8 protein-coding genes are annotated in these 13364 nt (G+C 62.7%); 3 read left to right on the top strand and 5 right to left on the bottom strand.

Annotated features, from left to right (window positions below; translation table 11 throughout):
* Window positions 1-84: 84 nt before the first annotated feature.
* From F4U95_RS19350 to F4U95_RS19335, 4 genes are all read right to left on the bottom strand, one after another.
* Complete coding sequence (locus F4U95_RS19350) at window positions 85-2148, bottom strand: ParB/RepB/Spo0J family partition protein (RefSeq protein WP_150426736.1); 2064 nt, start codon at window positions 2146-2148, stop codon at window positions 85-87.
* A 123-nt stretch (window positions 2149-2271) separates the two neighbouring features.
* The gene (locus tag F4U95_RS19345) at window positions 2272-6489 is read right to left on the bottom strand and encodes a strawberry notch-like NTP hydrolase domain-containing protein (protein ID WP_150426735.1); all 4218 of its coding nucleotides are present in this window, start codon (window positions 6487-6489) and stop codon (window positions 2272-2274) included.
* Between the two features lie 69 nt (window positions 6490-6558).
* Window positions 6559-7458 (bottom strand): DUF7146 domain-containing protein, encoded by a 900-nt coding sequence (locus F4U95_RS19340; RefSeq protein WP_150426734.1) that lies wholly within the window; start codon window positions 7456-7458, stop codon window positions 6559-6561.
* An 80-nt stretch (window positions 7459-7538) separates the two neighbouring features.
* Window positions 7539-7859, bottom strand: a complete 321-nt coding sequence (locus tag F4U95_RS19335; protein WP_021243468.1) for a single-stranded DNA-binding protein — start codon at window positions 7857-7859, stop codon at window positions 7539-7541.
* 749 nt (window positions 7860-8608) lie between these two features.
* Here F4U95_RS19335 and F4U95_RS19330 point away from each other — a divergent pair.
* The 3 genes from F4U95_RS19330 (at window position 8609) to F4U95_RS19320 (ending at window position 12159) form a co-directional block, all read left to right on the top strand.
* Window positions 8609-9703, top strand: a complete 1095-nt coding sequence (locus F4U95_RS19330) for a replication initiation protein (protein WP_150426784.1) — start codon at window positions 8609-8611, stop codon at window positions 9701-9703.
* Window positions 9704-9893: 190 nt separating this feature from the next.
* Window positions 9894-11096, top strand: a complete 1203-nt coding sequence (locus F4U95_RS19325) for an AAA family ATPase (RefSeq protein ID WP_150426733.1) — start codon at window positions 9894-9896, stop codon at window positions 11094-11096.
* A 46-nt stretch (window positions 11097-11142) separates the two neighbouring features.
* Window positions 11143-12159, top strand: coding sequence for a ParB/RepB/Spo0J family partition protein (locus F4U95_RS19320; RefSeq protein ID WP_150426732.1), 1017 nt, complete (start codon window positions 11143-11145; stop codon window positions 12157-12159).
* Between the two features lie 7 nt (window positions 12160-12166).
* Here the strand turns inward: F4U95_RS19320 and F4U95_RS19315 are convergent, their stop codons facing one another.
* Window positions 12167-13045 carry a hypothetical protein gene (locus tag F4U95_RS19315; RefSeq protein ID WP_246171649.1) on the bottom strand — a complete coding sequence of 293 codons (879 nt, stop codon included), beginning with the start codon at window positions 13043-13045 and terminating at the stop codon, window positions 12167-12169.
* Window positions 13046-13364 lie beyond the last annotated feature (319 nt).

The following is a 13364-nucleotide window of genomic DNA, read 5'->3' as shown; positions in this document are numbered from 1 at the left end:
GAGCCTGCCGCCGGGGCACAAAAGGAGGGGCGACACTCCGCGAAGAGTGCCGCCCCCAGTCGCCTCGAACCGTTCAAACGGGCGTCAGGCCGCCTCGCTCAAATCGTCCTGACCGTCGTGCGACGCGTCCTCCAGGTCCGACTCGTCATCGACATCGTCACCATCATCGCCGGGATCGACATCATCGGCCTCGTCGATGAACGTCGAGCGCAGCGCTATGGTCTCGGGCTGCTCGATGGCGTCGAAGCGCATGGCATCAGGCAGCCAGGCCGTCGCCTTTTCGCGGATTTCGGCCTCGACGATCCCCTGTCCGTTGCACAGCGCGGCGCAGGTTGCGGCAAGGTCGCTCTTCTTTGCGTCCTTGTAGCGCCCGCGCAGGATCGGCCCGCCAATGTCCTCGAGCGCGGCAAGCATGACCTCCTTTTTGACACGGCCGAAGAAGTTCTCGGCCGTGGGGCGCCACCAATGCTCGACCTGAATGTCGAGCGCGCGACCAAGATGGTCATGGAACCCGTTCGACCGTCCGCCCTCGGCAATGTTCAGGCTCGGTTCCAGCGTGCGCGCGATCGAGAAGGCCACCCAACTGCCGCGGGCCTCGTCGTCGAGCGCGCGAAAGGCGTCGAAACGTTCGGTCATGGTCTTGTGACCGGCCCAGCTCGTATCGAGACGCTGGCGCTGATCCTCGATGGTCTGCGACGCCATCGATCCTTCGTCGCGGAAGCCGAAGATCGGGAATTGCGCGCCGCTCGACTTGAGCGTCGAGTGGTTGCGGACGTAGTTTTGCTCGAAGACGACATTCTGCGCCATCAGGAAGATGGTGAGGTCCAACGCCATCGCCGGATCGCTGGCGATATGGGCGACGAGGATCTGCCGGCGCTGGGTCGCCAGTTCGTCGATCAGCGTAGCACTGAGCTTGGGTCCATGATCGATGTCGCCGGCGCCGTCGTCACCATTGGCACCGCCCGTCACCTTGGGCGCAGCATTCGGATCGACAACGGGCTTCTCGCTGAACATGCGGGTGTGAACGCGGGCTTCGCCATCACCACCGATATAGACGAACGTCCCGATCTGTGCCCGGACCGCCGGATCGATCTCGCGACGGGACTCCTCGATGTCTTCAAGCTCCCGTTCGATCTCCTCGAGGCGATCGTTCGCCGCCTCGGCTTCCGGCGTCCCGTCGGTCAGTTCACACTCAAGCCGCTCGACGAGTTGGTCATTTTCGGCCGAAAGGGCTTCGACACGTGCGCTTTCCTCCTCGCTCAGCGGCCGCGCGGGCGCGTGAAATTCATGAAGCTGACGCTCGAGATCATAGGGAACGTGAGTAGCCGCGATCGGCGTCACGAACGCGAGGCCCTCCGCCTGCGCGAGTGCGGCAGCGGCCGCCTCGAGCTTTTTGCCGGCAAGATCTTCGAGAAGATCGACGTCGATCCAGTTCTCGTCCCCCTCGGCGGCAAAGAGATCACCCTCGATGCGGCCGCCTGCCGCGACATAGGCATCGCGACCGATGAACCGCGCCTTGGCATCGTTCGCCTTGATCGTGCCGTTGAGGATCGCACGCCGGATGTTGTCGGGCTGATCGCCGTAATAGGAGGTGCTCATCTGCGCGAAGACGCGCGCCTGACGATCGATGTCGCTCGTCACGGCATAGGCCTGGGCGACACCCAGGGTGATTTCACCGGCGGCGAGAGCCTGGAACACGCTCGGCGCGAGCTCCGCAAGCCGCACCCGCTGCTCGACGAAGCGGGTGGTGACGCCCTGGCGCTTGGCAACGTCCTCGGCGGTCATCCCCTTCTGGATGAGGAAGTTGAACGCGGTGCTTTCATCCGCCGGGTTCATCGGAACGCGCTGGAAGTTCTCGGTCAGGCTGGCCTCGACCGAGTTGTCGTCGTCGGTAAGGACGAGGACAGGCACGACATGGTCGGCGGGCAACGTGCCCTGTTCGATCAGGCTCTGGAGTGCGCGCAGCCGGCGCCCGCCCGCCTTGACGGTGAAATGGCCCGCCTTCTTGAGCGGGGTAACGATGAGGTTCTGCAACAAGCCTTGCGTTGCAATGCTGGCTGCGAGGGCGTCGATACTGGCCTCACGGCTGGATTTGCGGACATTGTCCTTGGACAGCGAGAGGTTCTTGACCTTTACGGACTGGATCATCGGTTGTCTCCATCTGGAACTGGCGCGCCGCCTCGGCGGTCACGCGAGCCTGCTCATCAGGCCCACAAAGCCGAAGGCTCCCTCCCCTCTCCTGCGCTGACCGCGGAGAGAGGAGCTGGATCGTCAGGCGGTGATGCGCTCGATGACGGCGGCGGCATGCGCGACGGGGACGAACATCCGCGTCCTGTGCTGGATGATGTCGGTAAAACAGCCCGCCGCCTTGAGTTCGGCAAGCCGCGTGTGCGGCCAATCGAGCAATTCGAGGCGCTGCTGGCCGGCGACCAGGCTGCGCTTGAGCCGGTAGGCTCCGACGGACGATATCTCGCCGGTCGTCATCACATGCTTTGCGGTATCGTCGACCGACACGGTGATGGCGGCATTGATCCCGAAGGCGTCCGCGAGCTTCGACACCAGCGGTGCAGGGACGATCCGGCCGAGGAAGGACTGGCCGTCATCGGTGTTCAGCCGCCAGACCTGAACATGATCGTCGGGCAGGCGATCCCAGACCGGCAGGAGCAGGCCCGCGACCAAATAGAGCGTGCTGGTGCGGGTCTTGTCCCGCATCTCCTCTACCTCGGCCTGCCACAGCGCCGAAAATTCCTCCTCGCTGGTCTCTTCCCACATCGTTTCGAGCAGCAAGTCTTGCCGCATCCGCTCAGAACGGGTCGGTCGAACCAACTCGTAGCGGCGAACGATCTCGCCATCGTCGTCGGTGAGCGAATAGGTGCTGCACCGGATCGCGGCCCTGCCGGACTTGCGATTGACGATCGGGCGCGCGTCGTCGCCCAGGATCCGCAACGCGCGGTCCAGGGGGAGCGGCTTGTAGCGCTCCTCCGTTTCGAGGCGCAGGATCTCGGTTTCCGCGCCGCTCGTCTCGTCGCGCCGGATCACCGTGCGATCGAGGATCGTGATGCGTTCGGCATTGATGCTCTCGACCCCAAGATCGAGCGTGCCGGCTTCGCGCGCCGCCTCGATCCGGGCCTCGATCAGACCGAGATATTCATCGAAGATCGCATTCTGCAGCGTGATGCGCAGCGCGAGAATGCGATTGAGCCAGCGCTGAATGGGCGGCAGCTCCTCCTTAAGCCCGCCGCCTTCGCCCTCCAGCTCAAGTCCGGTGAGGGTCTGGAATTCGTCGAGTGTGGTCGAGCGCAGCTTGCCGTCGGCCAACAGGCGAAACCATGTCTCGAGCGATTCCTTGGCATAGTCGCTTTCAAGATTGTCCCGCGGGTCGAACAGACCCTGGCCGCCCGTCTGGCGCTGGCCCCGTGTCAGGGCGCCAAGGCTGTCGAGGCGGCGGGCGATCGTCGAGATGAAGCGCCGCTCGCCGCGGCAGTCGGTCGATACCGGACGGAACAGCGGCGCGGTTGCCTGATGCGTGCGGTGGGTACGGCCAAGGCCCTGGATGGCCGCGTCAGCGCGCCAACCGGGCTCAAGCAGATAATGGTTGCGGCGCGACTGGTTCTCGGCGGTGAGGCTGGCGTGATAGCTGCGCCCAGTGCCGCCTGCATCCGAGAAGATCAGGATCTTCTTCTCGTTCCGCATGAAGGCGTCGGTCTCGGCAAGGTTTGTTCGCGGCGAACGGCTCTCGATACGCTGGCGACCGTGCGCATCGACGACGATACGCCGGCTGCGTCCCGTAACCTCGGCGACCGCATCGCTCCCGAAATGCCCGATAATATGATCAAGGGCGGACCCCACGATCGGCAGGGAGCAGAACCGCTCGACGAGATTGTCGCGCATCTCGATCGCTTCCTGGCTGAAGATGGGACGGCCTTCCTCGTCGGACATCGGCTCGGAGCGGATCTTGCCAGTGTCATCGACGAAGGTCTTCATCTGTCGGACGGGAAAGGCCGCCGTGAGGTAGGACATGACGAACTCCTTGGGCGAAAGCTCGATGTCCAGATTCGCCCGGTCCTCGGCATTCAGCGCGGCCAGTGCCCGGTTGAGCATCGCCTCGGACGTCGAGACCAGCTGGATCACGACGCTCTCGCCCCGGGCCAGATCGGCACGGATCGCCGGTATCAGCGATGGCAGCTTCATGCCGATCAGGATCTGGCCGAAGAAACGCTGCTTGGTGGATTCGAAGATCGACAGTGCAGCGGCCTTCGCGCCGCTGTTGTAGGTGTCGTTTGAGAAGCTGTCCGTCACCCGGGTGGCATCGAGCGCGGTGCGCAAATTGGCGTGGATAATCGCCCACGCATCGGCATAGGCGTCATAGACCTCGATCTGGTCGGGCGTAAGGCGATGTTCGAGGATGTCATATTCGACACCGGCGAAACTGAGCGCCCTGGCGACGTAGAGGCCCTGCATCTTCAGGTCGCGGGCGATCAATTCCATGGCCGCGATCCCGCCACGACGCAAACTGTCGACGAAGGCGCGGCGATCGGCGAAGGCGGTGGTCGGACCCCACAGGCCAAGCCGGGTGGCATAAGCGAGATTGTTGACGTCCGACGCGCCGGTTGCGGACACGTAGAGGACGCGGGCGCGAGGCAGCAGATTTTGCAGGCGCACGCCAGCGATGCCTTGATCGGAGCCGTCCTTGGTGCCGAAACGGCCTTCTCCGCCGGCGACACCCGCCATTTCGTGCGCCTCGTCGAACACCATCATGCCGTCGAAATCGTCACCGACCCAGTCGAGAATCTGCTGAAGACGGGTGCCCTTGTCGCCGCGGTTGGAGCGCAGCGTCGCATAAGTGAGAAATAGCACGCCCTCGGCCGCGCCGATCGGCGTGCCGAGTTTCCACTGATTGAGATGCTGGATGTCGAGCGCGAGACCGCCAACCGCGGTCCAGTCGCGACGTGCATCCTCGAGCAGCGTCTCGGTCTTGGATATCCAGATATGCTTGCGGCGCCCACGCAGCCATTGGTCGAGGATGATGGCGGCAACCTGACGGCCCTTGCCGGCACCCGTGCCGTCGCCAAGAAAGAACCCGGTCCGATAAGGTCGGCCGTCCTGGTCGGGCGCGAGCGACAATCCTTCCTCGGCCGCCTTGAACAGGCCTGAGATGTCTCGCTCGAAGGCGTCACCGGCGTAGATCAGCGTTTCGAGCTGAGCGTCGGACAGCACCCGGTCTGCGACAACACGGGTGGGCAGCTTGGGAACGTAAGAGGGCCGCGGTGCCGTAATCGAGCCCATGGCGATCGATTCCACCAGAGCGGTCGGATGCGCGGATGCACGGGGAATGGCGATGCGGCTCGGCCGGTACGGCAAGTAGACACCGACCGCCTCGCCGGTTGGTACGGGTTCGGCAAAGACATGGTAGCCGATATCGAGCGCGCCGAGAGAGGGGGCGGCCTTGGCGATCGGGGCCGAAAGCCGAGGCCTGCTCGAAAGACCGCCGAGCAGGGATCCGTGCGCACGGGTTGGTGCAAGGCGCACTGGCGAGCATCGCGGGGTCGCCGTGAGGCTGGTGGCCGATGTGCTGATCGTCGCGAGCACCTCGGCGAGCGAGCTGCACCGGATGAGGTCGACGTCGTCCTGGGAGCCTTTTTCCAGAACGATCAGCTTCACGATCTGGCTGGTGCCATGTTTGGCGTAGGCATTCGCGGGCAGTTCGACGTGAAGCGTGATCGCGTAACCCTCGGTCGCCTTCGTCCAGGCGCGGCTTGATGTGTCCACGCGATCGGGAAGGATAGCGGCGCAGCGCCCCCCGGCACCAAGCCGCTTCAAAGCAGCGCGCAGATGACGGAACGCGGCAAGCGGGTCGGCATGCCTTCCCATGCTGCGGGAAAAGGGCGGGTTGATGAGCACGGCCGTCGGGCGGATCGACAGCGGCAGCAGATCGTGGATGAGTTCGCCATCGTGGCGACTGACCGGTGCGGTGGGAAATGCTGCCTCGAGCATAGCGGCACGCGCGGGATCGATCTCGTTGAGGACGAGCTTGGCGCCAACGCGAGCGGCGAATACCGCGAGGAGCCCGGTGCCGGCGGAGGGTTCCAGGACGGTATCCGCGGCGGTAATGCGAGCGGCGAGCGCGGCAAGATAGCCAATCGCGGCCGGTGTCGAAAATTGCTGGAGCGCGATCTGTTCTTCGCTGCGCACGGTATGCGTCGGCAGGGATGCGGTGAGCGCGGTCAGGGCCGCAAGGCACTCGGCCGGCTCTTGCGGCAGGTCAAGCGTGGCGAGGTGCAGGACCTGGCCCAGCTCCAGCACATCATAGGCGTCGCGGAGTGACCAATGCCCATCGGCTGCGGTTGAACCATAGGCAGTTTCCATCGTCCGGAGCAGGCCATGCCGGTCCAGGCCACCGCCCTGGTGCAGCACGGCATGGATCGCCTTCGCCGCGGTGATGGATGGTTCAGTGAAATCGAGTTCGAGAGCAGCAGCTGAGGTGCGCATTGTAAGCCTCCATTGCATCGCCCGGTGCCCATCACCGGATCAACAAGCCGGAGGCCTCCTCTCCTCTCTTCAGTGGAAGTGCGTCTGAACCACGGGGCGGGGAACGGCGTTGCAGGCAAGCCGATCGCGCAGAGCATCGTTCCAATCGTCATGCTCGGATGGGAGCCATTCCTCGACCCTTCGCCCGTTGGCGCTGAGGTGCTCCCCCGCCCTCTTCAGGCAGACTTTCGCCGCCTTGTTCCGCTGGCCGAACACGATGACGCGCTTTACATGCGACGGTATGCCGACATGGACGTAGCGCTCGGCACCAAGCACGGCCCAGACCGGCAATTGGAACCAGTCGATGGCGGACAAGGCATCTTCGATCCCCTCGGCAATGCCCAGAACGTCATCCGGCTCACCAAAGCGCACGCTGCCCGAGCCGAGCAGACCCAGAGCCAGCTTGGGTTTGCGGAAGGGGCGCCGCAAAATGTCCGTGGGATCGAGGAAGGTCCGGTGGACCGCGACCAGGCCCAGCTCGTTTCTCACCGCAGCGATCATTGCGGGAAGACAGCGCCGATCCTTCCCCTTCCCTATGATCGTCTGTGGGTTGAAGCGAAGGTCGGACGTTGGCGCGTAAAGGCCCCGAGCATGAAGATAGGCTTCAGCCGGTGTGCCGGCGATCGGGATGCTGTGCTGCCACAATGACCTGGCCAAGCCGCTCAGATCGCGCGCCGGAGCGCTTGGTTCGACGTGAACCGGAACCCGATCGTGCAAACCCTGACGATCCAGAGCCTTGAGGATATCGGTCGACGTGCATCCCGCGAAGCATTTGAACAGGATCGCCTTGGTGCCCAGGCGGACCGAAAGGCTGGGGGAGTGATCGTCATGGGCAGGGCAGCGGCACTCTCCACGCGATCCAGACCAGCGTCCGCCCAGGCTCTCGACGATTTGTTTGGCGCGGACTGCTGCATCGATGGTGGCGGGCATGGGCGAAACTCCAATCGAAATCCAAGGTCGCTCCGCGCATGCCCCCTCTCCTCTTGCCGATCGGCGCTGCCTCCTGCGATCTAGGCTGCCTTTGCTGCGAGCACACCGAACTCTTCGACGATCCGGTCGGTCGTGTAGTGGGTGGTGCCGTCGCGCTCGTAGGAGGTGTCACGGAGCCGGCCGGCAATCCGCACGAGATCGCCAACCTGGGCCTTCTCATCGATATATTTCCGCTGGCCGTCGCTGAAAATGACGACCCGGTTCCAGTAGCTATCCTCGATCCACTGATCGCCTTCTCCGCGGCGGCGATAGTTCGCGCATACCGAGATGTTCGTGACCTTGGGCTTGGCGTCGATTTCACCGATCCGTCCGATGATCTCGAATTTGGCAAAATTGATCATGCGACCTCCTCACTGCGTCTGCCCAGCGGCGACGAGCGGTGATGCAGCTACGATCGGTTCGCTGAGGATCTCGTCGCAGGGCGGAGCTGCCGAGGATCGAGACCGTGATGCTATCGTGGAACACCGATGTTGAGGTATCCCCCCAGCCAGGGGGGTCGATTACGCTGTCCGACCGGAGATGTTCAGCGAATCGCCTGCTTGGTCTTTTAGAATCATTCTAAAACAACGCCGCTGCTCGCAGCGGAAGGATTCATGATTCTAAGTGATTCAGATTCGGTGCCGAAAAGATGTGCAATTTCAACGATCTGTCGGCTTTATCCTGACCGCGCGGGGGATTTTGCCTGACCCGGCGGGGGCGTTATCCTGACCGGTCGGGGGGAGATAGCTGACCTATTGGGGCTATCCTGACCGATTGGGGGCGATGGCATCTGGCGATCCCGCGCTTTGGAATGTTGGCATTCTGGCGCGTTTATCGCGCGTGAGCTAGCCGAAAACGGGCAGAACCCGAATCGCATTGCGACTCGGTGGAATCTCACGGCTTTTGCGGAAGCGCCGCTTGATTCCAACCTGACCGGATGGGGGTGACAAAAGTGTTTCAGCCTGCCCTGACTTGACGAGCGAGGACAGGTCAGGCAGCAATTAGGCGAATCTGCCCATATGCGCTCGGCCTATATGACATGGAACATGCGGAAAATCTAAGCGCCGAAGCAGCGCAAGAGGCGCAAGCCGATTCGGCGCCGGGCCGTGCCATGCGCGTTGCAGCGGCCTTGCAGGCGAAGGGTGGCGAGGAATTCGCCAAACCCGGCAGCATCGTTGAGATCAAGTTCGTGAAAGGCCAATCGCTCAGCCTGACGGCGTCCCGGTTGCTCGCGTTGATGATCCTGACCGCAGGCGGGGATGCCTGGGAGGACCGGCCGCATCGCATGCGCAAGGCGGATATTCGCCGCGGTCACAAGGGTAACGAACGTATCTCTGACATGCTGGAGGAACTTCACCGCACCCTGTTCGCGATCGACGATCGATCCTGGCGCGGCAAGAAGGCTACGCTGCGCTTTTCCCTAATCTCGTCGTCTCGCGAAGAGGCTGAAGATACAGACGGTGCGGATGCAGGGTGGATTGAATGGGAGTTTACGCCCGACGCGCGCAAGCTCATTCAGGAGTCCGAGAGCTATGCCGTCCTCAATCGACAGGCGGTGCTCGGCTTTCGATCGAGCTATGCCCTCAAGCTTTATGAGATCGGATCGCTGCGGCTCCATCGTCGCCAGTCGACCTGGAAGGGCGATATGGCGGCGCTGCGCGCAGCGCTGGGCATATCGCCGGACGTGTATAAGGATTTCGCGCAGCTCCGCCGCAAGGTGCTCGAGAAGGCGAAGGCCGAGATCGATCAGCTGGCCCACTTCCGTGTGGAGTGGAAGGAGATACGACAGGGCCGGACGGTAACCGAGATCGAGTTTCGTTTCGAACCGAAGGATGCGCCGGCGCAGATCGCGACCGTCGATGAGATTGAACGGCACTCGACGGGGCGCAAGGCGCGCCGGGAGGGCGCTGTTGAGACGGTCGCCGAAGCGGTGGAAGTGGGATCGGTCGTGAAGGCCGCCATAAGCGCGCTTGTCGCGCCGGAGAAGAGTTCGGAGATCGTCTTCCCGCAAGGAACGATTCGGTTCAACGCGGAAGGCTTGGCAACCATTGCCCGGTCGCATGGCGGTGGATGGGATATCGATCTTATCGCTGAGGCTTATCGCCAGCAGATGGGCGACCGTCTGGCGAAGCTCAAGGGCGCGAAGCTGACCAGTTCGTGGACGGGTTTTTGCGAGAGCTTCGTTGCCCGAAGGGGGCGTCCATAAGCGAAATTGCACCGGTGCAATTTCGTCGTGCCCCCACCGAGTCAGGATGGGCCGCCCGATAGGGCGTTTGGTCACCGCTTTCGCCGCTATAGTCGTCCATAGCGGTGGCCCACTTTCGAAATAGCGCTTCTGTTTGACGAAAAAGCGCAAGTAGCGCTACTATGCCCGCAGTTTCGCAAAGGGGCGCCCAGTGGCAGCATCACTAGACATCGACGACACTCATGACCTTCTCTCGGTCGCGACGCTTGCCCAGCGCACCTCCTCGGTGCTGGAGCGCCTTCGCGACTCTGCGCGCAGCGCACGGGCGGATGAACGCCGCGAGCCCACCTTCCCGATCGGAAAGGCCGCTGATCTGGTCGGGCGGACGCCTGCTGCAATCCGCGACGCGGAAAAGGATGGGCGTCTTCCGCCACCCCCGCGAACCGAGAATAATCGCAGGGTTGGCTACACCCTCGCCCAACTCAACGATATGCGAGGTCTGTTCGGAACTCGGCCGTGGCGAGCGGCCGACGATCCATGCTGTGTCATCGCCGTCCAGAACTTCAAGGGAGGCGTCGGCAAATCGACCTTGTCGGTCCACCTTGCCCAATATCTCGCGATCCAGGGCTACCGCGTTGCCCTCATCGACTGCGACAGTCAGGCTTCGGCGACGACATTGTTCGGCTATGTGCCTGATCTCGACCTGAGCGAGGAGGACACGCTGTACCCGTTTCTACGAGAGGAGGAGATGACCTCGCTCGATTATGCGCTGCGCAAAACGCATTTCGACGGTCTCGAACTGATCCCGGCAAATTTGCGACTGTTTCAATCGGAATATGAGATCGCGGCCCGAATGGCGCGAGGGCAGGGGGGGCTTATCGATCGTCTCTCCGAGGGTATCGCCAGCATCTCCGATCGCTTTGATGTCATCGTCCTCGATCCGCCACCAGCCCTCGGAGCCATCTCATTGTCGGTGTTACGCGCCGCCAACGCACTCGTCGTGCCGGTGCCCCCAACCGTCATGGACTTTTCCTCGACCGCGGCGTTTTTGGCGATGCTTGATGAGACCATCGAGACGCTGGCCGAACGCGGTTTCGCGCCGACCCTCAGATTCCTGCGCTTTGTTGCTTCCAAGGTCGATGAAAACAAGTCGATGCAGAAGGAACTGCTCAATCTGATGCGGACGCTGTTTGGTCAGGCGATGGTGCGTACCCCGCTCAAGGACTCAGCGGAAATAGACAACGCGACCGCCCGTTTGATGACGGTCTATGAGCTTGACGGTCCGGTGACGAGCAGCGCCGTCCGCAACCGATGCCTTACCTATCTCGATGGGGTGAATGCCGAACTCGAGTTGGATATCCGGGCCATGTGGCCCAGCCATTTGAGCCGTTTGCGCAAGGAAGGTCTGGCGTGAAACGGCAAAATTGCACCGGTGCAATTCCGGGTGAAGGAACGGCTTCATGAGCAGAAAAAATGCGAGTTTCGCAGCAGAACTGGCCGCTGGAATCAATCCGCCCGAAGAGGGAGCGCCCGCGCCGCGCCGGCCTGGGCTGGGCGCCAATGTCCTAACAGGCCGGGAGAATCGATTGGCCGAACTGGCGGCGGGGACGGTCGTCAGCCGCACCCACGAATTGGTTGATCCCGCGCGCTGCCGGATGTGGGCTGGGCATAATCGCGAATATGCCTTGCTCAACGAAGAGCGGTGCGCCGATCTTATCGAGAGCATGAAAGCGCAAGGGCGCCAGGAGATGCCAGCAATCGTCCGCCGCGTGCGGGGTGAACCCGATTATGATTTCGAGGTGATCTGCGGGGCGCGGCGCCATTGGTCGATCAGCTGGCTGCGCAGCCACAACTATCCCGACTTCCGCTTTCTCGTCGATATTCGCGAACTGTCGGACGAGGAAGCGTTCCGCATAGCGGACATTGAGAACAGGGCGCGCGAAGACCTCAGCGATCTCGAGCGCGCACGTGATTATCTGCGCGCGCTGGAAGCCTATTATGAGGGCAGACAGAAGGTCATGGCCGAGCGGATCAATGTCACCGAAAGCTGGTTGAGCCGCTATCTCGACCTCGCGCGTCTGCCGGCCGAATTGATGATCGCCTTTCCCAATCCGCAAGATTTGCGGATCAAGCACGTCACAACGATCAAGCCATTGCTGAAACCCGACGATCGTCGCCAGCGGGTATTTGCCGAAGCGGCGGCCCTGAGCGCGCGATCGGGAGGGGAGGGCGCTCCGGTCGCCGTGCCGGAGATTGTTCGTGCGCTTGCATTGGCGGCTGATCCCCCCAAGAAGTCAGGATCCCCCAAGAGGTCAGGATCGAGCGAAACCGTGGCCTCGCAGAACGGAAAACCGCTGCTTCGGTTTGAAGGCAAGGATCGCAAGGGGGTTCGGATCACCTTGCTCCCGCATGGCGGCGGTTCGCGGGACGAAGCGGAGGCAGCTATCAAGACCTTGCTCGACACATATTGGCAGTAGCGCTGCGTTACCCGAGTTTGGCCACCAGTTTGCGTGCCCCCTGTGGAGTAACGTCGAGAAGCCGCGCCACGGCAGACGGACGAAGCCCGGGATAGGCGAGCGCAAGCCGGGCAAGGAGTGGTGCCCGGCTGCGACGCGTTGCGGACACCGCCAACGCCTTTGACCCTTGGCGCTCGATCCAGTCGAGATCCCTCAGGCTGGATTGGCAGGCAACGAGCAGTGACCGCGTAATGACATCGGTCAACTCACCTGCCCCGTGTGGCGGGAATTTAGGCAACAGAATGAGAGACGGCAGGATGCCGAGAGTGAGTCCGGCATGATGGAGCATCGCGGGGACATGGCTGGCCACCAACCAGGCGCGATCGCGTGACCGCGGCTCGAGAGTGAGCGTCCGACCGTCGATCGCCGTCACGTCCACCGCAGACTGCTCGGCGACGACGACCGTCTTGAGCATAGCGGTAATCCGATCGGCAACGGAGGGCAGCGAAGGAGAAGGGTAGGGGGCTTGTGCTTCGATGCGAGCCTGCCGCCACGCGGGACCGAAATAGGCCAGGTCGCTGCCTGCCCAGACTTCGGCTTCGGATCGATCATCCAGCACAGTGCGCAAGACGTTGAGCGTCGCGCGCGCCAGCGGCCCGTTGTCGCCAACGCTGGCCTCGATTGCGAGATGAAACACCGCCGCCACCGAGACGGGATCGTTCAACCCTTCAGAGGCGCGAGGAGGAGATGTGCGTCCGCAAATCCAGTCCTGCAGATGACGGACGTCGATAGGCACGCCGGCGAGGCCGGCCAGCTGGGCTGCGCCCTGCAACCGCGCACGGGCTAGCCAAATATCAGCCCATGGGCTGTTCTGCAGTAGTCCATCCAGTCGGCCGAGCAGGAGCATTGCCAGCTCGCTGGAGGCATGGGAAGGGGAGGAGGAAGCCATCAATCCAGATTCTATCGCACCCTCGGGGGAAACCAAAGCGGGCAGTTTGTTTCCATGTCCTGTCTTATCGAAATATGGACCTTTGATAATTGCAGTTATCACATAAGCAGATTTGACCGTTCTTTATAAGGCCCAGTCGGCCCGAAGCTGCGATTTTGGTCATCTTGGAGAACACGTCGGGAACGGGCTGGTTGTTGTTGACGATCGCCCATGCGAGGAACGACGTTCCGCTCCGATAAGGGAGCGGCGTTATGAGCCTTGGCGTTTCGAGTGGGGA

The organism is Sphingobium limneticum (assembly GCF_008710165.1).
GTDB classification, from domain to species: domain Bacteria; phylum Pseudomonadota; class Alphaproteobacteria; order Sphingomonadales; family Sphingomonadaceae; genus Sphingobium; species Sphingobium limneticum.
The sequence above is the reverse complement of the archived record's forward strand: the minus strand, read 5'-3'. Positions and strand labels throughout refer to the sequence as shown.